This window comes from Nocardia sp. NPDC060255 (genome assembly GCF_042727395.1).
Classification (GTDB): domain Bacteria; phylum Actinomycetota; class Actinomycetes; order Mycobacteriales; family Mycobacteriaceae; genus Nocardia.
In genome coordinates this window covers 97259-117506 of record NZ_JBHXAU010000020.1, presented here as the reverse complement: position 1 = coordinate 117506, position 20248 = coordinate 97259, and the positions used below count along the sequence as shown (strand labels likewise).

Annotated in this window: 18 protein-coding genes; 10 read left to right on the top strand and 8 right to left on the bottom strand. The window is 65.9% G+C overall.

Annotated features, from left to right (window positions below):
• Nucleotides 1–6: 6 nt before the first annotated feature.
• Both ACFWF1_RS30890 and ACFWF1_RS30885 read right to left on the bottom strand, forming a co-directional pair.
• Nucleotides 7–606 carry a TetR/AcrR family transcriptional regulator gene (locus tag ACFWF1_RS30890; RefSeq protein WP_379281368.1) on the bottom strand — a complete coding sequence of 200 codons (600 nt, stop codon included), beginning with the start codon at nt 604–606 and terminating at the stop codon, nt 7–9.
• A gap of 79 nt (nt 607–685) precedes the next feature.
• Complete coding sequence (locus ACFWF1_RS30885) at nt 686–1744, bottom strand: alpha/beta hydrolase (protein ID WP_379281782.1); 1059 nt, start codon at nt 1742–1744, stop codon at nt 686–688.
• Between the two features lie 390 nt (nt 1745–2134).
• Here ACFWF1_RS30885 and ACFWF1_RS30880 point away from each other — a divergent pair, with 390 nt between their 5' ends.
• The 3 genes from ACFWF1_RS30880 to ACFWF1_RS30870 all read left to right on the top strand — a co-directional run bounded on the left by ACFWF1_RS30880 (nt 2135) and on the right by ACFWF1_RS30870 (nt 5706).
• Nucleotides 2135–2734, top strand: coding sequence for a cysteine hydrolase (locus ACFWF1_RS30880; protein ID WP_379281369.1), 600 nt, complete (start codon nt 2135–2137; stop codon nt 2732–2734).
• Between the two features lie 153 nt (nt 2735–2887).
• Nucleotides 2888–3946: an AraC family transcriptional regulator gene (locus ACFWF1_RS30875; RefSeq protein WP_379322240.1), complete on the top strand. Its 1059-nt coding sequence runs from the start codon at nt 2888–2890 to the stop codon at nt 3944–3946.
• Nucleotides 3947–4074: 128 nt separating this feature from the next.
• On the top strand, nt 4075–5706 hold the full coding sequence (locus ACFWF1_RS30870; protein WP_379281371.1) for an FAD-dependent oxidoreductase: 1632 nt from the start codon (nt 4075–4077) through the stop codon (nt 5704–5706).
• On the opposite strand, the gene ACFWF1_RS30865 is transcribed toward ACFWF1_RS30870, so the two are convergent.
• Both ACFWF1_RS30865 and ACFWF1_RS30860 read right to left on the bottom strand, forming a co-directional pair.
• Nucleotides 5661–6056, bottom strand: a complete 396-nt coding sequence (locus ACFWF1_RS30865) for a nitroreductase family deazaflavin-dependent oxidoreductase (protein ID WP_379281372.1) — start codon at nt 6054–6056, stop codon at nt 5661–5663. The genes ACFWF1_RS30870 and ACFWF1_RS30865 overlap by 46 nt on opposite strands.
• Nucleotides 6057–6258: 202 nt before the next feature.
• Nucleotides 6259–6453, bottom strand: coding sequence for a hypothetical protein (locus tag ACFWF1_RS30860; protein WP_379281373.1), 195 nt, complete (start codon nt 6451–6453; stop codon nt 6259–6261).
• A 203-nt stretch (nt 6454–6656) separates the two neighbouring features.
• Here ACFWF1_RS30860 and ACFWF1_RS30855 point away from each other — a divergent pair, with 203 nt between their 5' ends.
• The 5 genes from ACFWF1_RS30855 (at nt 6657) to ACFWF1_RS30835 (ending at nt 14852) form a co-directional block, all read left to right on the top strand.
• On the top strand, nt 6657–8489 hold the full coding sequence (locus tag ACFWF1_RS30855) for a hypothetical protein (RefSeq protein ID WP_379281374.1): 1833 nt from the start codon (nt 6657–6659) through the stop codon (nt 8487–8489).
• Nucleotides 8479–10377, top strand: a complete 1899-nt coding sequence (locus ACFWF1_RS30850; RefSeq protein WP_379281375.1) for a TOMM precursor leader peptide-binding protein — start codon at nt 8479–8481, stop codon at nt 10375–10377. Before ACFWF1_RS30855 ends, ACFWF1_RS30850 begins: the two co-directional genes overlap by 11 nt.
• 11 nt (nt 10378–10388) lie before the next feature.
• On the top strand, nt 10389–11843 hold the full coding sequence (locus tag ACFWF1_RS30845) for a SagB family peptide dehydrogenase (RefSeq protein ID WP_379281376.1): 1455 nt from the start codon (nt 10389–10391) through the stop codon (nt 11841–11843).
• A gap of 171 nt (nt 11844–12014) precedes the next feature.
• Complete coding sequence (locus tag ACFWF1_RS30840; protein ID WP_379281377.1) at nt 12015–12872, top strand: hypothetical protein; 858 nt, start codon at nt 12015–12017, stop codon at nt 12870–12872.
• A 72-nt stretch (nt 12873–12944) separates the two neighbouring features.
• Nucleotides 12945–14852, top strand: a complete 1908-nt coding sequence (locus ACFWF1_RS30835; protein WP_379281378.1) for a M3 family metallopeptidase — start codon at nt 12945–12947, stop codon at nt 14850–14852.
• A 9-nt stretch (nt 14853–14861) separates the two neighbouring features.
• Here ACFWF1_RS30835 and ACFWF1_RS30830 read toward each other — a convergent pair whose 3' ends face one another.
• A complete protein-coding gene (locus tag ACFWF1_RS30830; RefSeq protein WP_379281379.1) occupies nt 14862–15344 on the bottom strand; it encodes an SRPBCC family protein in 483 nt (160 codons plus the stop codon).
• Between the two features lie 294 nt (nt 15345–15638).
• Here ACFWF1_RS30830 and ACFWF1_RS30825 point away from each other — a divergent pair, with 294 nt between their 5' ends.
• On the top strand, nt 15639–16634 hold the full coding sequence (locus tag ACFWF1_RS30825; RefSeq protein ID WP_379281380.1) for an RNA polymerase subunit sigma-70: 996 nt from the start codon (nt 15639–15641) through the stop codon (nt 16632–16634).
• A 52-nt stretch (nt 16635–16686) separates the two neighbouring features.
• On the opposite strand, the gene ACFWF1_RS30820 is transcribed toward ACFWF1_RS30825, so the two are convergent.
• The 3 genes from ACFWF1_RS30820 to ACFWF1_RS30810 form a co-directional block, all read right to left on the bottom strand.
• Nucleotides 16687–17640: a zinc-binding dehydrogenase gene (locus ACFWF1_RS30820; RefSeq protein WP_379281381.1), complete on the bottom strand. Its 954-nt coding sequence runs from the start codon at nt 17638–17640 to the stop codon at nt 16687–16689.
• Between the two features lie 140 nt (nt 17641–17780).
• Entirely contained in the window at nt 17781–18287 is a 507-nt protein-coding gene (locus ACFWF1_RS30815) for a hypothetical protein (RefSeq protein ID WP_379281382.1), read from the bottom strand.
• A 39-nt stretch (nt 18288–18326) separates the two neighbouring features.
• A complete protein-coding gene (locus ACFWF1_RS30810; RefSeq protein WP_379281383.1) occupies nt 18327–19271 on the bottom strand; it encodes an SDR family NAD(P)-dependent oxidoreductase in 945 nt (314 codons plus the stop codon).
• Nucleotides 19272–19553: 282 nt separating this feature from the next.
• On the opposite strand from ACFWF1_RS30810, the gene ACFWF1_RS30805 reads away from it, so the two are divergent.
• A complete protein-coding gene (locus ACFWF1_RS30805; RefSeq protein ID WP_379281384.1) occupies nt 19554–20201 on the top strand; it encodes a TetR/AcrR family transcriptional regulator in 648 nt (215 codons plus the stop codon).
• The last annotated feature ends 47 nt before the right edge of the window (nt 20202–20248 follow it).

The window sequence follows — 20248 nt, the reverse complement described above, 5'->3', positions numbered from 1 at the left end:
ACGGGTTCAGTCGGTCTCGGTGATGCGTTCGAGCAGGTATTCGTAGGCCGCAGTGATCCGTTCATCGAGCTCGGTGAGCGGAACGTCGAGATCGCGCGCGATCATGTCGCGGAAGATCACGTAGCCCGCGACGGTCGCCGCGGTCAGCACGTGCAGCGCTTCGGCGTCGACGTCCGCGGGCAGCGCGCCGTACGCCTTGTCCCGTTCCAGCGCCGCGCGTTGCTCGTCGGGTTCGGTGAACAGCGCGAGTTTGTCGTCGCCGTCGAGTGCCAGCAAGGCGGCGAAGGACATCCACTTGCCGGAGAGCGCGGCCTGCAGCAGCCTGCGTCGGCGTTCGATGAAGGGCAGATCCCAATGCCCGGGAAACTGCGGTGCGAGCTCGAAGAACCGGTGCGTCATCGCGGCTCGCAGCAATTCCTGGCGGCTGCCGAACATCTGATAGATCTGCCCGCGGTTCACCTTCGCCTCGACGGCGACTTCGTTCAAATTCAATCCGGCCAGCACGCCGTCGCGTTCCAGCAATCGCTCGACGGCCTCGAACAGGTCCGATTCGGTACGTGCGCGGTCGCGCGGCTTCCGCGACCGCGGTGTGGTCGGATCATCCATAGCCGGAATTTTGCCCTATTCGGCAGGCGGCCCCGCAGTCGCCGTAGGTTGGCCGCCGCGGGGCCGACCGGAATGCGTGTTACGCGGGTAGCCCGACCCCGTGCGCCAGCACGGGCCAGGAGCGGACCAGCGCGTCGTACCAGTAGCCCCAGGAATGCGTTCCGGTGGGCGTGAAGTCGTAGGTCGCGGGAATGCCGAGGGCGGCCAAGCGAGTCTGCAGGTTGTGGGTGCAGTAGTTGGTCGCGGCCTCGATGACGCCGCCGACGGTGAGCTGATTGGCCAAACCGCCGATACCGGGCAGGGTGAACGGTCCGTCGAGGGTGTCGTTCGGGCCGGGCAGTCCGGAGCCGCTCGAAATGAACAGGTCGAGGCCGCGTAGCTGATCGGCGTGTACGTAGGGATCGTTCGCGGCCCACATCGGATCCGATTGCGGGCCATACATATTCGTGACCTGACCGTTCCCCGCGTCCACGGTCGTCTGCACGAAGGCGTAGCCGAGCGGATCACTGATCTGCGCGCAGCCGCTGTATGCCGCCACCGATTGGTACAGGCCGGGGGCGGCGATCGGCAATTGGAGCACCGACGTGCCCGAGGTGGACAGGCCCGCGATAGCGTTTCGCCCGTTGGTGTCCAGGGCCGTGTCGATCAGCGGCGGTAACTCTTCGGTGAGGAAGGTCTTCCATTTGTTCACGCCGAGAACGGGATCCGGGGCTCGCCAATCGGTGTAGTAACTGAACTCGCCACCGATCGGCTGCACTACGTTGATGTCCTTACCGGCGAGGAACGCTAGGCCTTGCGGTGCTTTGTGATCCCAATTCGCGCCGCCGACACCGCCGTCGGCGCCGTTGAGTAGATAGAGCGTCGGCCGAGGTCCGGACGGATCGGCCGGGCGCTGTACCTCGACGGTGATCGGCCGGTCCATGGCGGCGGAGTAGACCGTCAACGTGACGTGGTGCTCGTCGACGACGGTGCGTCCGTTGATCCGTGATCCGTCCGGCGCCGTTGAATCGGCAAGCGCCGTACCGGGTTCGGTGACCGGGTCGGTGGCCTCGGCGGTGGCGGGCGCGACAACAGTCAGCAACACTACTGTCAGTGCGCAGCCGCCGATCGCGACTCGGCGAATCCGTCTCCGTCGCATCATCTACCGCCTTCCCGATCGGGCTCGAATGGTCTTGACTACCCAGCGATCTGCTGAGCGGGCCGACCTCGCGCAGGGGGATACGAGGCCGGCCCTCGGCTCAGGTCAGCGACCGAAAGAGCCGGTCCACAAGGTGTTACCGATTCCGCCGAACAGGGCTCCGATGGTGTTGAGGATTCCGGATAGCGCGGCGCTTCCGGTGTCTAGAACGAGAGGGATCAAGATTCTTCCTTCCTTCGGTGCGGCTTTCTGAAATGACTTGCAAGGCCGAAGGTAGCGACTAGTCCAGAGATTTACTAGCGTTATGATAGTATGATTAGGATCACAGCTAACAGCTGGCAACGTTGTGGCGATAGACTGCCGCGGTTTCGGGATGGAGTAGGCGTGGGCGTGCGCGAATCGAAGCACCGTGCGGAACGAACGTTGTTGCTGTCCATGGACTTCCAGCTGGGACTGCTCGAACAGCTGCCGACGGCCGCCGCCGACGCGGCCGTCACGACGCGGCTGGTGCTGTCGGCCGCGCGGCGGGCCGGCATTCAGGTCGGTCACGTGGTCGCCGGATTTCGGCCGGGATATCCCGAGTTGGCGCCGTGGAATACCGCATTCGCCGGCATTGCCGAGGCCGGGCGGCTGGTCGCGGGCGGACCGGACACGGCGATTCATCCGGCGCTCGCCCCGGTCGGTCCGGAGTTCGTGATCACCAAGAGCCGGGTCAGCGCGTTCGGCGCCACCGATCTGGACCGGATCCTGCGCAGCCGCGAGATCACCACGCTGGTGCTGGTCGGGGTCGCGACGAGCGGCGTCGTGCTGGCCACGCTGCTCGATGCCTTCGACCGGGATTATCGGGTAGTCGTGCTGCGTGACTGCACCGCCGACGCGGACAAGCAGATTCACCATGCGCTGACGGAGCGGATCTTTCCCCGCTACAGCCGGGTGCTGTACTCCGATGAATTCGTGCTCGAGCTCGAAGCCGGTTTCGCCGAAATGTGATCGCGCGGACTGGCCGCGATGGCACGAGCCGAGTCAGGATGGGTGTGTGTCTCAGACGTTGGTGGCACAATGCTGTTTGTCATTCTGCCCAGATGACGTCGGCATGATTGATACGTTTCGCCAACCCGGATGGACAGTGGTGTTGGCAAGTCGATGGGGACTACGCGAATGTTCGACTGGGATCTGCTTCGGAACACCTCCAGCGTCGATATCCTGACGCGGCTGGCGGCGGAACGCGGGATGTCCGTGGTGGATTGCCTTGCCGGCACCGGGCTGCGGCCGGAATCGGTGATCGACCCGACTGCCGAGGTCACCGCGCGGCAAGAGGTGACGGTGGTGCGCAATCTGCTGGCCCGTGTCGGGGCCGAGCCAGGGTTGGGCATCGTGGCGGGCGGGCGGTATCACATCTCCATGTACGGCCCGTGGGGTCTGGCACTGCTCAGCAGCCGCACGCTGCGCGAGGCGGTGGAGGTGGCGCTGCGCTACGTCGGGCTGGCTTTCGCCTTCGGCCAGTTGACGTTCGAGGAATCCGGCGGCGAGGCGCGGTTGCTGCTCGACGATCACGAGATGCCCGCGGACGTGCGGGCGTTCCTGACCGAGCGGGTGCTGACGGGCATCCAGACGATCGGCCGCGAGCTGTTCACCGTCGGCGTCCCGGCCACGCGGGTCGTATTCCGGCACGCCGGACCGGTCGACACGGCGAGGTATCGCGAAATGTTCGGGATGGAGCCGGTTTTCGGCGCGCCGGTGAACGAGTTCGCCTTCGACGCGGCTTATCTCGACGCGCCGCTGCCGCAGGCCAACGAATGGGCCAGGCAGGCGTATGTCCAGCTGTGCCGGGAGTTGCTCGACGATCGGCACGCTCGGATCGGCATCGCGGGTGCGGTACGAGAACTGCTGGTGCGCAATCCCGGTGAGATTCCGGATCAGGTGCAGGTCGCTGCCGAATTGTTCATCAGCCCGCGCACGTTGTCGCGGCGGTTGAACGACGAAGCGACCTCGTTCCGTGCGCTGCTGGACGAAGTACGGCAGACGCTGGCGATCGGACTGCTGGCCCGTACCGATATGACCACCGAGCAGGTGGCCATGCGCCTCGGTTATTCGGAGTCGGCCTCGTTCATCCGGGCGTTCCGCCGCTGGAAGGGCTATCCGCCACAGGAATATCGCAGCCGCGGCGACGCCGGCGCGCCGGTTCCGGAACTGGTCGGCTAGCTTTCGCGTCCGGCGAGCAGCGGGTGATGCCGTCGGAAAGTGTCAATCGAACGTCGCGTCAGGTGCTGTCCGGTCGCCGTATCGAACCATAGTGTTCGGCGGGAAAACGGTGACGCGGAGGACATGACGTGGTTGATTCCCTATCCGGTCCGGCGGAATTCGATGTCGACTGGCTCGTGGTCGGCAGCGGATTCGGCGCGAGCGTGTGCGCGCTGCGGTTGTCGGAGAAGGGATACCGGGTCGGCATTCTCGAACAGGGGCGGCGTTTCGCCGATCACGAATTCGCCGAACGCGCCGGGCAGCTCGGCAGATTCGTGTGGTTGCCGATGCTCGGCTTGCGCGGCATCCTGCGGCTGGCGCCGTACCGGCATGCCACGGTGCTGGCCGGGGTCGGCGTCGGGGGTGGCAGCCTCGTCTACGCGAATACGATGTATCAACCGCAGAGCGACGATTTCTACCGGCATCCGCAGTGGGCCGAATTGGCGGATTGGCGAGCGGAATTGGCGCCGCACTTCGAGACGGCGTCGCGGATGTTCGGCGTCCAGCCGTATCGCGGCGAGCGGCCGGTCGACACCTTGATGCGCGACCTTGCCACGAATCTCGGTGTGCCGCAGGGGTATCGGCCCACGCCGGCCGCGGTGTTCCTCGGTGCGCCAGGTAAGACCGTGCCGGACCCCTACTTCGGCGGTGCCGGGCCCGACCGGACCGGCTGCATACGGTGTGGGCAGTGCATGCTCGGCTGCCGCCACGGTGCGAAGAACACGTTGCCGAAGAACTATTTGTGGCTGGCGGAACGAGCGGGCGCCACGATCACCGCCGACTTGAAAGTGGTCGATATCGCGCCGCTGCGGGCCGATTCGGGGGCGGACGGCTATCGAGTACGTGCCCGCAAACCCGGCTTTAGGTGGGGACGAACGCGCGAATTCACCGCTCGCGGTGTCGTTGTCGCCGCCGGGGCACTCGGGACGAACGAACTACTGAGTGCCTGCAAACGCAACGGGTCGCTGCCCGGACTCTCGGACCGGCTCGGTGACCTGGTGCGCACCAATGACGAATCGATTCCGGCGGCGTCGACGGCCGACGCCACCGCGGACTATCGCAGCGATATCGCCATTACCTCGAGTATCTTCCTCGATGACAACACCCATATCACCAACAACACCTACGGCGACGGCGGTGGGCTGCTCGCCTTGGCGTACGGACCCGCCACCACCGCCCGGTCGGCGCTCGGCCGTTGGGGCCAATTCCTGTGGCGTTACCCGGGATATCTGGCCCAAGTAGTGATCCGAGGGAAATGGTCTCGGCGCACCGTGATCTTCACCGTGATGCGGGGCACCGATGTCTCGTTGCGGTTGCGCCGTGGCTTCGGTCCAGGACGGCTGCGCACGGAGTCGACCGGCTCCGTGGCAGGAGGGGAATCCGCCGTGGACGTCGCTCGGCGGGTGGCTCGGCTGGCGGCGGCCGACATGCGCGGCCGTCCGCTGGCCGCACTCGGCGAGACCCTCGGCTCGGCTCCGATGACCGCGCACTTCCTCGGTGGTGCGGTCATCGGTGCCGACGCCGAACAGGGCGTCATCGACCGGCGCCATCAGGTTTTCGGCTATCGGAACCTGCTCATCTGCGATGGCTCCGCGGTGCCCGCGAACGTCGGAGTGAATCCGAGCCTCACGATCTGTGCCATGGCCGAGGCCGCGATGGCCTATGTGCCGCAAGCTCAATCCAGCACGTCGGCAACCAGGACTCGCACCAAGCGCGTGTAAAGCCTTGCTGGACGCGGCAATTCGGCCGCGCCCTGCGCATCGATCAATCGCGGCGCGCGTAATTCGCGGGTACGGCGCCGATAAGTCGCCGCGCCGCCGCCCGCCGCGAGCAGGTTGCGCACCCAGTCGCTCCGGTCGCCGTACACCAGCGGGACCAGCAATAGGTCGCCTCGATAGGAGGCGAAAACCGGCGTGTCGAACGCACGCCCGGACCGACGGCCGACATGGTGAATGATGGTGTACGGCGGTAGTTTTCCCGCCGTCGGCCGCACGAGCCGGTTCGTGACGATCCGATTGAATTCGGCCAGTCCGCGCGGTGCGATACCGCGTCCTCGGTGATGTTCGAGCATGAGCGGAGCCTATGGATCGGCACTGCGGTGCCGCCATGACCTGACCCGCCAGACGGTCGAGTTTCTCGGCCAATAAAAACATCGTCCGGACTGTCCGGAGGGCAGCACCACCGGGTGGTCCCGGTGGTGCTGGTTGCCACTCGCCAGAATTCCGATCGCCCGGAGGAGGCGACCCTGCGCAGCGGTGGCGGCCGGAGACCGGCTACCCGTCGAGTCCCTCGACGAGTACTTCGGCACGGTTGCCGCAGTTACAAACGCAGTACCCGCAGGTACAGCACGCGGTGCAATCGCACGGTGGGATCAGGCCCACCGGGGCCGAGCGGTCCTCGGTCATGGTGAGGTCTGCCGGTTCGAGATCGAGCAATGCGAGGGCGAGTTTCGCCGAGGTGGTAGGCATGCGCCTTTCCTCTCCTGGTTAGGTTGAACAAGGACCTCGAATATGCGCGCCGCGCTTGCCCTTTCGACAGGGAAACGATCCCCGCCGAACCGGGTCGCGTCCCGGTTCGGCCGGGAACATTTCCCGGCCGTTCGGGAATTCACGCCCTGTCGGGGTGACCATCGCTCGTGTGATGGTGCTCCTCGAGGCGAAGGGAGTCCGGCATGCGTCCACGATTGAATCCGGCCGTGCGTTATGTGGCCTGTCCCGACGGGGTGTACCTGTTCGGTGACCGGGGTGCGCGCACGCTGCGGGGAGCTCGGGCCTTCGAATGGCTCAGCAGGCTCGAACCATATCTGAACGGTGAACTGGACCTGGACGAGCTGACCGCGGCGCTGTCCGCCGAGCAGCGGGCCACCGTCGAGGGCATGGTGACGGCACTGCACGACCACGGATTCGTGATCGACGCGCAGGCCGATCTGCCGCACCACCTCTCGGCGGCCGACCAGCGCACCTATGCCCGCGAGATCGCGTTCCTCGCTTGCGCGATCGACTCGCCCGAGCATCGGTTCCAACGTCATCGGGAGGGGCGGGTGACGGTGCTCGGCGGGACAGGGACCGAGTCCGTGGTCACCGCGGTCGTCGCGGCCGGACTGCGATCGGGTTGGGCGGATGTTCGCGTTATTGCCGAGGAGCAGGCCCGCGCCGCACTGGCGGTGGCCACCGAAGTCGCTCGTCGAGACGAACAGCAGCAGGTGGTTGTCGAGACCGGGGCGGTGGATTTGCGCGACACCGATGTTGTGCTGCAAATCGCGAGTGTCCCAGACGAATTGGTGAATGTTGCGCGTGCGTTCCCGCAAGGAATGTCGCTCGGGCAGATGCTGATCGGGACCGACGAAGCCTGGATTTCCGAGGTCGGCGACCCCATCGACAACGCCGCCTGCTGGAAACGCCTGCGCGCCAACCGCAAAGCTGTGGATATGCCCGGGCCGAATCGGTGGATCACTGGACCGGTGCCCGAGGTGCTCGCCGCGCATCTGGTCCTCGGGGCTTTCCATCACCGCACCGGACTGACCATGCTGCCCGCACCTGCGCCGAGTGGGCCGCGATTGACCAGGGTAGATCTGCGCACCTTGGATATGACGACGCACAGTGTCACGCCGATACGCACTGCCGCCGAACGTGATTCACGGCCACCGGATGGGGGAGTCGAGCAGATCGCCCTGGCACCGGACGACCTGCTCACCAAGGCCGGTCCGCTCGTCGACGAGAATACCGGCGTCATCACGGTTCTCGACGAGAGCGACCTGCCGCAGTTCCCGCTGTCGCTCTGCCGTGCGGTGGTCTCCGATCCGGCGGCAGTGGTCCCGGCATCGGCCGCACCTGCGGAGGTGCTCGGATGGGGACCAGACCAGCATGTTGCCCGTACCCGCACGGTGTTACGGGCACTGGCCGTCTACGCATGGCTCTCGGTGGGGGCGACAACGACCGGCTTGGATCTGATGACCGGCGAAACACGCTCGTTGTCAGCGACATTCGCGAGCAAAGCGGCGAATCCACGGTCAGTCGGCGTCGCTGCGGGACTCACTCAGTCCGACGCCATCGCATGGGGGCTGCGCCAGCAGTGCGAAGCGTTGCTCATCGAGCGCCGTGCGACGTGGGCGCAGCAGTTTACCGTCGACGCGCATCGAATGCCGTTGGACGAGGCCGGGGTTCGGCTCCTGCGTCAGCTCGATGTGGCGGGATGCCGGACGTCCGTGGTCGACCTCACCGACGTCCTCGGCGTGCCGGCCTACTGCATGCGCACCGATCGTGGCGACGAGGTGGTGAGTTGCGCGGCCACCGCACCGGACGCGGTGCGCGACGGCTTGGAGCGCATACTGCTGGCCTGGCAGGGTTATCCGACCAGCTGTGCTGCCGCGACCGTTGGTACGTCCGAGGACCCGGGCTTGCTCGCCAAGGCCTTACACGAATGCGGATTCACACCCGTCGCAATGCTGCTCGACAGCGACGTCACGCTCGTGCACACCGTCCGGGTGGTGCTCGATGCCGCATGACATCGCTGTGCTCGGCGAGGGACTGCTCGCCGCCGCGGTTCGAGCGGCCTTGTCGGCGGCCGGCAATCGCGTCTGCGCCGTCGGCGACGGACAATCATGCGATGCGCTGGTCGTCGCCGAAGACAGCCCTGGCACCGCGGCGCCGACCACCGGTCGCACGGCCGAATTGCCTTGGATTCCCGTGCGGCTGAACCATACTCGGGTACTCGTCGGGCCTGGCCGGGTGCCCGGTAGACCCGGCTGCCCGACCTGCGCGCACCGCCGTCGCGAACACAATCGGGTCGACGCGCCGCAGCGGGCGGCGCTGGCCGAACAGTTCGGCGCGGATCTGCTCGACCGATCCTCACCACTGCTACTGGAGACCACCGCGGCCGCCGCCGCGGCGCTCACTGTCGCCGAGGTGACGCAGTTGCTGGCAGGCGCACCGACTTCCACCCAGTGGAGCCTGAACCTGGAAACGGCGGTCACCAGCACCCACCCGATCATGGCCGATCCGCTGTGCCCGGATTGTGCGGAGTTGCCCGACGACAGCCCCGAACTCGTGCGAATCCCGCCGGCCCCGAAGCCGGAACCACAGCGGATACGTACCCGCGACCTCACTGCGGATCTGCCCGAGCTGCAACGGATTTACGTCGACGAGGACACCGGGATGGTCCGCGCGATCACCACCTGGACTACCGCGACCTGCCCGATGTCTAGGGCGGCAATCGAATCCGAACAGGCCCCCGCGAGCAGCCACGGTTACGGGCGCGGCTTCGACGTCGACGCGACCAAAGCCGCTGCGGTGGCCGAGGCACTGGAACGCCTTGGCGGACAACGTCCCCGCGGCGTCCGCACTGCGGTCCGAGCCGCGTACGCGGCGGTCGCCGATCGGGCCGTCGATCCGCGCACCTTCGGCCTGTACTCCGACGAACGATATGACAGTCCCGGCTTCCGGTTCCATCGCTACCATCCGGACCTGGAAATACCGTGGGTGTGGGCGTATTCGTTCGCCCGCGCGGAGCCCGTGCTGGTGCCGGAGTGCCTGGCGTACTACGGCGTGCACGACAGTCGTTTCGTCTACGAGACTTCCAACGGATGTGCCGTCGGAAGTTCGCTCGCGGAGGCGGCCCTGCACGGGTTGCTCGAGGTCACCGAGCGGGATGCCTTCCTGCTCACCTGGTACGCCCGGCTGCCCGCGCCTCGGGTGGACCTGAATTCGGCGGTGGATCGGCGGATTCCGCTGCTGGTGGATCTGGTCGCGCACGAATTCGGCTACGAGGTAGCGGCTTTCGACTGCGCGACCGAGGTGGGCATCCCGGCGTACTGGCTGATGGCCGTTGACAAGACTCCCGACGACGGCCGACCACGGGTCCTCTGCGGGGCGGCGGCGCATGTGTTTCCCGAGCACGCGTTACTGAGTGGCATCCAGGAAATGCTCACGATGCTGGAGGGATTTGATACTCGCTACGATCCCGAGGCGGCCCGTCGCATGGTCGCCGACGCCGACGCCGTCGGTGACATGGAAGACCACAGCATGCTCTACGGCCACCCGGATGCTTTTTCCCGCTTGGACTTTCTGCCCTTCGACGGCCCGCAGCGGCCGATACCCGGCTCCACGTGGCCCGAATTCGCCGACCTCACCCAGGATCTGGGGCACCTCGCCGACCGGTATCTCGCCCGCGGCCTCGATGTCCTTGTCGTCGACGAGACCTCGGCGGAGCATCGTGCGGGCGGGCTCGCCTGCGCCGAGGTCCTCGTTCCCGGCACGCTGCCCATGACTTTCGGGCACCGGCACCGCCGCGACCACGGGTTGCCGCGAATTCGCACGGCACCAAGGGTTCTCGGCTACGCCGAACACGACCTCGCCCCGGGCGCGGTCAATCCGTATCCACACCCGTTCCCGTGAGGAGGCAGTCGATGAGCGCCGAGATCGGCTCGCTGATGGCGACATTCCTGGACCGCAGCCGCGGTCCGGCGCGCGGTCCGATCGACTGGGACGCCGCCCCGGCGAAGTACAAGCACTACCCAGCGGCCGACCGAGTACACCTGCCGTGGGGCGGGGCCGCTGCCGCGCCGGTCCTTTCGTTGACCGGTGACCTGCTGCTCGATCTGTGCGGCCTCACGCGCGTGCTGTGGACGCCGGTCGTCGACCATGACGGCGTACCGACGCCCGGCGCGTTCGCGATCCAGCTCGGGCGGTCCGCCCCGTCCGGTGGTGCGCTGTATCCGCTGGAGGCGTACGTCGCCGTTGCCGAGCCCGAACCTGCGCTCTATCACTATGATTCGGCGCATCACTGCCTCGAGCTGTTGCGTCCGGGCGATCATCGCGGCGCACTGTCTGCCCTGGCATCCGAGCCCCCCAACCCACTCCCTGCCGCAGTGCTGGTACTCGCAACTCGGTTCTGGCGCAATGGATTCAAGTACGGCGAGTTCGGCTACCGTTTGCAGACACAGGAAATCGGCGTGCTCGCCGCCCAAGCGGAGGCGGTGGCCGCGCGCCTCGGCACCACCATTCACACTCACCTGCACTTCGCCGACGAACCGATCCATGAGCTGCTCGATCTCGATCCGCGCGCGGAGGCCGCGCTGGCCATGATGTTCGTCGGTGAGGACACCACGGCGACAAGCACACCCTCCTACGCCGAACTGATCGGACTCGCCCCGGCCATCGCCCTGCAGCGCACACCGGCGATCACCGACAAGCTCCCTGCCATGGCGGCACTGCATGCCGCCTCGATGACAGAACCGGATGACCCAGCAGCGGAACCAGCGCCGTATCCGATAGAGGCCGGCCGCGCCGTCCCACTCCCACAGGTGCCGGTGGCCCTCGAGGCAGGCATCGAGGGCAGATCCTCACCCTCCGACGGGTTCTACCCTCGCCCCATCGGGGAAACCCAACTAGCCGGTCTGCTCGGTGCGGTCGCCGAAAACTGGGTAGGGTTCAGCCGAGGATCGGCACTGTACTGCCTCGTCACACGGGTCGGCGGAGTGTCACCCGGCCTGTACCGCTACGACCCCACCCGGCACACGCTCATCGAAATCGCCGCAGGCGTCGACGCCGCCATCCGATGCCACCCCATCGTCGGCGAGGCCGCCGCAATCCTGCTGCCCGTCGGCGATTTCGAAGCTGGTCTCCCCGCCGCGGGGCCTCGCTGGTATCGGATCGTACAAGCCGACGCGGGCGTCGCCTTGCAACGCGGAGCGCTCGCCGCCGCAACCCTCGGCCTCGCCACCCGTATCTACTCCGGCGAAACCCCCGACTTCACCACCCACCTCGGTTGCACAGGAACCCGCACCGCACTAGCCGCGCTATTGATCGGACTTCCGCGAGTGACCTCGACACTGAACCAACGGATTCACCCGAACGGTTGAAACATAAGCAGATAATTTTTAGATTTCGTCGACTATTCGACCCGCAGCAGCGGAGCAATCGACGACCCGCTCCTTACGCGTGAGTCAGGGCCGAAAGGCACTGTCCGCGTGTAGTTGCCGCTCCTACCATGGACCGGAGGTGCTCGGCACCTTCGGTACTGGGAGAAGCTGATGTTGAATATAAAAGACCCGACAACGACCGATATCCTTGCCTCGCGGGGGATTCCGCAGCAGGACTTTCTGAAGGCCACCGAACTGCTCGTTCAGTTCGTCAAGCCGAAGCCTAAGTCGGGCACGTCCGCGTACAAACTGCTCGGAATCATTGCCATGAGTGCGATCGAGGACAAGTCCGAAACGTATTCCGAGCTGGATGTCGCCTATGCCTACGCGAAGCTGTACGAGCTCGCCCAGTCCAGGAAGACCCAGAACGAAGTCGACCGCAAATACTTGATCGAGCTCATGGACAGCAAAGAGAATCGGGAGCGGGCTGGGAGACTCGCCGGTGCGCAGCGTGACCAGTCGAAGAAGGGCAGCGAGGCCCTCGACAAACTGGAGGCCGAGAAATACATCTTCATCGCGCGCGGCACCGATCCGAGCCAGGCGCGAAAGATCATGACCCAGGAGACCTTCGGGGGACTGGAGCCCAATCCCGATCGCACCGCCGCGCCCACGGACAAGGACGCGGACAAACAGACCGGCTTCGGCGACAAGGGCACGGAGGCGGGCGTCATCGAGGAGTGGTCGCTCGGACAACTGGACGGCTTCGCCACCAACGGGTTCATGTTGCTGGCGGCCACCGAGCCCGCGTATGTGACGTTGCCGCCGAAAGGAAAGCGCAGTGCCGGGGAACGCGGCGTCTGCGGCTACGCCGACCGTCGGCTCGCCGGCGTCGCCATCGGCGGCGAGGGCAGAGCGGGTGACGGCATCGACCCGTTGGTTCGTGAGATCGACGGCATCAACAAGGCCGATCACCGCACCCACGCCTCGCTGCTGGCGCTGCGAGAATCGGCGGCACGCCGGGTCACCTGAGTGATCCGCTGTCGGACAACACGTTTCGAGAGACAGGTTCGCGACGAACGTCGCGGCGGTTACTGTCATGGGATGAGTCCGCAGCCGCTTGCCCTGCCGTCCGACGACTGGTCCGAATGGCTCGACGGATATGTGCGCGGCAGGCTGCGGACCGCGTCCGAGACGCTGCATCGACTCGATGACGGCACCCACCGCGAAACCGCTGACGTGCTGAGTCTCTGGAACGATGCGGATATCGCGCTGCGCGGTGCCGAATCGGCCGCCTTGTTGTTCGTCGAGGTGCATCCCGATCCGGAGGTGCGTGCGCTTGCCGAGAAGCTTGTGCAAGAGGCTGATCGGGTCAAGACCGATCGTGGCCTCGATCGTGGGCTCTACGACATCGTCGGGGCCACCGACTCGACCGGTCTGGACGAGGTGGCGCTGCGCCTGCGCGAGCATGTGCTGCGCGACTTCCGCCGCAGCGGCGTGGACCGCGACGATCGGACGCGAGCCAGACTGCGCGACATCGCAGAGCGACTCGCCGAACTCACCCAGGATTTCGGCCGGGCGATCCGAGACGATGTCCGCTCGATACGGCTGCCCCCCGAGCAGCTCGACGGACTGCCCGCCGACTTCATCGCCGCCCATCCGCCCGCCGAGGACGGCTTGGTCACCATCACCACCGACTACCCGGACTTCCGCCCATTTCGGGTCTACGCCCGAGACCACGATGCTCGGCACCGGCTGACGGTCGAATTCGAGAGTCGCGGTTGGCCGGTCAATGACGCTGTCCTGCACGAGATGCTCGACCTGCGCGACGAGCAGGCCCGGCTTCTCGGCTATGACAGCTGGCCCGACTACGACGCCGAAGTCAAGATGATCGGCACCGGCACTGCCATCGCCGAGTTCATCGAGCGGATCTCGACCGCCGCGGCAGCCGCGGGTCGGCGCGACTTCGACACACTGCTCGCGCGACGACGCGAAGACGACCCCGCCGCTACCTTCGACCGCGCCGACTTCAGTTACTACAGCGAGCTGATCCGGCGGGAACAATACGACGTCGACGCCAGGGAGGTGCGCCGATACTTCGATTTCAGCCGGGTACACGCGGGCCTGCTCGCCGTCACCGGTCGGCTGTTCGGGCTGGAATATCGGCCGGTCGACGTCCCGCGCTGGCACGCGGACGTCACCGCATATGACGTCTACGCCGACGGTGAACGACGCGGACGCATCTACCTCGATCTCCACCCACGCGAGGGCAAATACAAGCACGCCGCGCAATTCGATCTCGTCGGCGGGATCACCGATCGGCTGCTGCCGGAGGGAGTATTGGCATGCAACTTCTCCCGCGGGTTGATGGAACACCACGAAGTCATCACGCTGTTCCATGAATTCGGGCACCTCATCCATCACGTGCTCGGCGGCAGGCAAGACTGGGCGCGGTTCTCCGGCGTGGCCACCGAGTGGGATTTCGTCGAGGCGCCGTCGCAGATGCTCGAGGAGTGGGCATGGGACCCGGTCATTCTCGGTACCTTCGCCGTTGACGAGACCGGAACTCGCATACCCGTCGATCTGGTGGAACGGATGCGCGCCGCAAAAGACTTCGGCAAGGGTATTCTGATCCAGACCCAGGTCGGCTACACCGCGATTTCCTATCTGCTGCATCGTGATCGGCCCGCCGACCACACCGAAGCGGTCGCCGAAACCATGGAACGTTACAGTTCGTTCGCCAGATTGCCCGGCACCAATTTCCAGGCTTCGTTCGGGCATCTCACGGACTACTCATCCGCGTACTACACGTATTTGTGGAGCCTGGTCATCTCGAAGGATCTCTTCTCCGCCTTCGATACCGATGATCTGTTCGATCCCAAGGTGGCGCAGCGGTATCGCGACCGAGTTCTCGCTCCGGGTGGATCGAAGGACGCCGCCGATCTGGTCACCGATTTCCTCGGCCGCCCGTTCACCTTCGATGCGTTCGCGGCGTGGCTGGCAGCGCGCTGACGCCCGAGGCTATCCGATGACGCGCTGGAGATTCCGCAATGTGAGGTGGATGTTCTTGCGCTGGAAGTCCGCGAAAGTCTTTCCGCTGGTGACGATTCGGTCGAAAACTGCGGCAACGCTGTCCGGCCATCCGGTCCGGTCGTCGTGCCAGGTCTCGGTGACGCGAGTCCCGCCTGCCTCGGGTTCGAATCGATACTCCCAGCTGGCAATCGGTGCACGCACGATCGGCTTGCGGAGTCCGATCACATGCACGCGGAAGGCGAACCGTTCACCGGGATCTGCCGCGGTGACCGTGCAGCGGGTGGTCCATCGGGTAAACCCGCGCTTGTTGTGCCCGACGAAAACCATGCCGACATAGGCGGACTCTCGCGGCTCCTCGACTGTTGCGCCACGGTTCTCCGGACTCCATTCACCCATCTGCGTAGGATCGCTGACCCGCCGGTACACCGCGATCGGGTCGACATCGATCAGGATGGTGTCCGATACGGTCATCGTGCGTCTTACCACCAAGGTCTGCCTCCGATTAGTTCCTGGACTCGCTACGGTACCGATCGAGTCCGTTCGGTCGAACAGGCCAGGACCCGCAGACCGCCCCGTTGGTCGGACATGAGAAGTGCTCCTTCCGCACACAGCAGAAGGTATTTCGCAGCCAACCGGTCGACGGATTGGTGAGTATTGCCATCACCTCCTCCATTCCCTGACCTGGGATTCGATTCCTTCTGCGCGGTGCCTCGGTCGTAATGTGCGAGGGTTCCGATCGGGGACCGGTCCTGACAGGGGAGCGTATTGGTAGACAAGTTGTCGGCACCGTGCGAAGACCGGTTCGCCGAAGAGACCGAGCGGTTCCGGCGGGAGTTGTTGGCGCACTGCTACCGGATGGTCGGCTCAGCGCATGATGCCGAGGATCTGGTGCAGGAGACGTACCTGCGGGCGTGGCGGTCTTACCCTGGGTTCGAGGGCAGGGCGTCGGTTCGGTCCTGGCTCTACCGAATTGCCACCAACGTCTGCCTGACCGCGTTGCGGCCGCGGCGAATTCGGGTGCTGCCCTCGGGGTTGGCAGGTTCGTACGATGGGCCCGATCGACCGCCGAATCGCGTTGCGCCAGGCGAGGTCTCGTGGCTGGAACCGCTACCGGACGCATTGATCGCCCCGGCGGACGACGATCCGGCCGCGGTGGTGATCGCCCGCGAGTCGGTGCGGCTGGCCCTCATCGCGAGCCTGCAGCACCTGCCCCCTCGGCAGCGCGCGATCCTCCTGCTGCGTGAGGTGCTGGCGTTCTCGGCGGCCGAGACCGCGGAGATCCTCGGCACCACCACCGCGGCGGTCAAGAGTGGCCTGCAGCGGGCTCGCGCCCGGCTGGACGAGCTCGAGCCGAAGCCCGCGGAACTGCTCGAACCGGGTGATCACCGGGCGCGTGCGCTGTTGGACGGGTACATCGCGGCTTTCGAGCGATCCGATGCTCGGTTGCTGGAACAGGTGCTGCGCAGGGACGCCACGCTGGAGGCGACGCCGTTCCTGGACTGGCGGGCAGGCCGGGCGGGGTGCATCCAGATGCTCGACGCGTATGTCCTTGGTGTGCAAGGTGACTGGCGGATGCTCGCGACCGCCGCCAACGGTCAGCCCGCCGCGGTGATCTATCGCCGTGACGTGGACGGCAAGCTCCAGGCTTACGGTGCGGTGGTGCTGGAACCCACCGCCAGCGGCGTCTCGCGCGTGATCGCGTTCCACCATTCCGCCTTGGTCACCACCACATTCGGCTTCCCGGACTCGCTCGCAGAATGACTCCGACTCGGCGTCCCATCGGCACGCCGGCCGTCCCGAATAGCGGGCCTGTTCAGGGGAGCAGGGCGAGTTTGCCGATGGTCTCTCGGCTTTCCAGGTCCGCGAGCGCCTTTGCGCCATCGGCTAATTCGTATGTAGTGGGCTGTTCGGGGGAGAGCACGCCGGCGGCAATAAGCGCGAACAGCTCGCCCATCACCTCGCCGAAGGTCTGCGGCGCGGCCTGGATCAGCACGCCGATGTTGAGCCCGATGAGGTGAACCTGATGCTTGTATACCAATTCCCAGTTGGTGATCGAGGCATCACCACCGGCCAGCCCGTACACGACGACCCGTCCAGTGACCCGCTTGGCCGCAGCCAAACTCGCGCCGAAGGTATCCCTGCCCGCCGATTCCAGAACAACATCGGCACCTGCGCCACCGGTCAGCCCGAGCACCTCGGCGGCGATATCGGTACCGCGAGAGTCCAGCACCTGGTCCGCGCCCAACGCCCGCACCGTCTCGTGCTTGTCCGGCGAGGCCGTGGCGATGACCGTCGCGCCGTAATGCTTGGCCATCTTCACCGCGGCCTGGCCGGTCCCGCCCGCCGCAGCATGAATCAGCACGACCTGTCCGGCGGCGAGCTGCCCGAGCTGCCTGAGTGCGGCCAGCGCGGTGGGCCAGTTCACGACCAGCCCCAGCGCCTGCTGAGCTGTCCACCCCGCAGGTACCGGCACCGCCGCAACCGCCGACAACACCATGTACTCGGCGAAAGCGCCATACCCGACACCGATTACGCGTGCACCGAGCTCCAGGCTGGTAACCGCCTCGCCCACCGCGACGATCTCACCGGCAGCCTCGAAACCCGCCAGGTACGGTGGCGGCCCGCCCAGCGCCATGCCACGTGACAGCGAGATATCGCGAAAGTTGATGCCAGCGGCGGTAACTCGAATCAGAATCTGCTCGGCGCTCGGGACAGGCACCGGCACATCGTCGATCAAGCACATGTCGTGCGGACCGTTCAGGGACATCTGTCGCAGGGCACGCATGGTGGCGGGGAGGCTCAAGGCAGTCAGCTTTCTTGTCGGCTCACACGATTCGAGGCCGCCCGCTTCGCCGGCCGCCTCTGCACCATGTAGACCTCAACCGCCGCCCAAAGGAATCGGTATGGTCACCAGCGTCGCAAGCTGATGATTTCGACGGAGTTGATGATCCCGGCGTTGGTCAGGGATTCTGATGTCCTTGTCGCCAAGGCGGATGCCCATGGGTAGGTGGCGACAACTTGGTTGTAGGAACGGTCGTTGGCGTTGATGCTGCGGTACCACGCACGGATGTAGTTTCCGTCGTTGAACAACAGGACATCGACGTAGTCGTTCGTCGACAACGCCACCCGGAAAGCAGCTGTCGGTATTTGCGAAGACCTGTGCAGTTCGAGCGCGGCGCCGATATCCAGCGCCTTGATCTCGTAACTGCCGATCCCCGCCGTCGAACGATATTTGAGTCTCCGCTGTGGGAACGGCGGTTGCACCGTGGCAGCCCACCGTACGGCGTCGGCAACCCGTTCATGACTGGTTTTGGCGACGAGAGTGAGCGCGCACTTCCGGGGGAGGATAAGGCCGGCCATGTAGCCAGCTTCGCAGCACGCGTCCAAGACGTCTGTCCGCTGATCAGACGACATTCCGATACATCCCCTCCGTGCATCGGCGAACCGGTCCGGTCAGCCTTCCCCGCCGCAGAGCTTCTCGGAGATTTCCCACAGCGCTGCCGCATGGTCCTCGTCGAGCGCGTATGGTGCTGTGTCGCTGCAGATTCCGCAGTTCGCGAGATAGACCGAACCGGTGTCGGCGAGTGCTGGGCTCACGGCGGCCCAGACCTGGGTGGCGGCGCCCTGGTCGGGCATCGTGATCTTCGGGCCGGAGTCGGGCTTCGGGCCGGTTGGTTCGGTGACGTGTTTGGCGCGCCGGGGCAGGTAGGTGCGGAGCTTGGTGATGTCTTCGGGCGTCATATGGCGGGCGAGTGCGGTGGCGACCATGCCGGGGTGGACCGCGTACGCGCGCACGCCGCGGTCGCGTAGGCGCCGGTCCAGCTCGACCATGTGCAGGATGTTGGCGGTCTTCGAGGCGCCGTAGGCGCGGAATTTGTCGTATTCGCGTGCGTGCCAGTTGATGTCGTCTAGGTCGATGTCACTCATGCGGTGACCGTCGGAGGACAAGATGACGACTCGGGCACCGTCGGCGGCGCACAGCTGGGGGATGAGCAGCCGGGTGAGTTCGAAATGGCCGAGATGGTTTGTGCCGAACTGGATTTCGAAGTCGTCGGCGGTTCTGCTGAGCGGGGTGAACATCACTCCGGCGTTGTTCATCAGCACATGGATCTGTGGGGCGACGTCGGCTATCGCGGCCGCGGCCAGCCGGATGTCGGCCAGCGAGGCCAGATCCAGTACGACCGCGGTGGTCCGCGCGCCCGCCACCTCCGCCCCGATCCACTGCTGTGTCGCGGCCAAGGCTTTGGCATCGCGAGCGGCAAGCACGACACGAGCGCCTGCGGCGGCCAGCGCCCGCGCCGATTCCCGGCCCAATCCGGACGACGCGCCGGTGATCACACATGTCTTGCCGTGCAGGTCGATGCCGTCGACGACCTCCAGTGCGGTGGTGGGCGTCATCCCTGGTTGCCGAACGCGTGGATGCCTGTCGGCGAAAGATCGGTCGCGCCGTTGCGGGCGTCAGTCACGTTGGGAGACATCGTTATTCACCTATTTTGCTGGGCGGGTCACGCTGATAGTCGCTTTGAACAAAGTATGTCAGAGTGTTCAATGTGTCAACGATCGAATCGCGTTGGGCGCAGCCGTGATCCGCCGGCCTCGTCGGGTCGCCGCCTTGCCGCCGGCCGGATCAGCAGCGACGATAGTGCGCCGCTACCGTCGACAAATGCGACGAGAATCGAGATGGACGTACTGATGGCCGGACCGAGCCCGACGACGCAATCCGCAGCCGGAACCCGCCTCAATCGACGGGGCAGGGAGACGCGGCAGCGACTGCTCGACGTCGCCATCGGCTGTCTCGCGGCGGGAACGGGCGAACCGCTGTCGGCGAATCGGGTGGCTCGCGCCGCCGGGGTCAGCTGGGGGACGTTGAAGCATCAGTTCGGCGACATCGACGGACTGTGGGCCGCGGTCCTGGTCGAGTTGACCGATCGCACCGGCGCGAACAGCCCCGAGAGCTGGCCCCGGTTCAGCGGCTCGATCCGAGAGCGGGTGTGCGAGATGGTCGATGCCATCTGGACCATCCTCGGCACGCCCGAAGGACGTGCGGTCGAGACGCTGCGCGCCGGACTGCCCAACGATCAGGCCGAACGCCTTTCGGTCTTTCCGCAGACCGCGGTGGCCATGGCCGGGTACGAGGACGCCTGGCTCAGGGCGTTCGAGTATTCGCTGGCCGACCTCTCGCTCGATCCGGACAAGGTGCACCGGATGCGCTGCCTGATTCCGCCTGCGATACGCGGCATCAATAGCGAGCGTCGCCTCACTCCCGCGGCCGAAGTGGCCAGCGCGCGTGCGGGACTCGTTGACGCGATCACGGCTTACCTGCGGTAACTCCCATTCATTGAGAACCCTCGTTGACAATTGCGGCGCGGCGGCCG

Coding starts and splice junctions, on each gene's coding strand:
- ACFWF1_RS30890 (WP_379281368.1), bottom strand. CDS start 606: ATGGATGATCCGACCACACCGCGGTCGCGGAAGCCGCGCGACCGCGCA.
- ACFWF1_RS30885 (WP_379281782.1), bottom strand. CDS start 1,744: ATGCGACGGAGACGGATTCGCCGAGTCGCGATCGGCGGCTGCGCACTG.
- ACFWF1_RS30875 (WP_379322240.1), top strand. CDS start 2,888: ATGGGGACTACGCGAATGTTCGACTGGGATCTGCTTCGGAACACCTCC.
- ACFWF1_RS30865 (WP_379281372.1), bottom strand. CDS start 6,056: ATGCTCGAACATCACCGAGGACGCGGTATCGCACCGCGCGGACTGGCC.
- ACFWF1_RS30860 (WP_379281373.1), bottom strand. CDS start 6,453: ATGCCTACCACCTCGGCGAAACTCGCCCTCGCATTGCTCGATCTCGAA.
- ACFWF1_RS30855 (WP_379281374.1), top strand. CDS start 6,657: ATGCGTCCACGATTGAATCCGGCCGTGCGTTATGTGGCCTGTCCCGAC.
- ACFWF1_RS30850 (WP_379281375.1), top strand. CDS start 8,479: ATGCCGCATGACATCGCTGTGCTCGGCGAGGGACTGCTCGCCGCCGCG.
- ACFWF1_RS30845 (WP_379281376.1), top strand. CDS start 10,389: ATGAGCGCCGAGATCGGCTCGCTGATGGCGACATTCCTGGACCGCAGC.
- ACFWF1_RS30840 (WP_379281377.1), top strand. CDS start 12,015: ATGTTGAATATAAAAGACCCGACAACGACCGATATCCTTGCCTCGCGG.
- ACFWF1_RS30835 (WP_379281378.1), top strand. CDS start 12,945: ATGAGTCCGCAGCCGCTTGCCCTGCCGTCCGACGACTGGTCCGAATGG.
- ACFWF1_RS30830 (WP_379281379.1), bottom strand. CDS start 15,344: ATGACCGTATCGGACACCATCCTGATCGATGTCGACCCGATCGCGGTG.
- ACFWF1_RS30820 (WP_379281381.1), bottom strand. CDS start 17,640: ATGTCCCTGAACGGTCCGCACGACATGTGCTTGATCGACGATGTGCCG.
- ACFWF1_RS30815 (WP_379281382.1), bottom strand. CDS start 18,287: ATGTCGTCTGATCAGCGGACAGACGTCTTGGACGCGTGCTGCGAAGCT.
- ACFWF1_RS30810 (WP_379281383.1), bottom strand. CDS start 19,271: ATGACGCCCACCACCGCACTGGAGGTCGTCGACGGCATCGACCTGCAC.
- ACFWF1_RS30805 (WP_379281384.1), top strand. CDS start 19,554: ATGGACGTACTGATGGCCGGACCGAGCCCGACGACGCAATCCGCAGCC.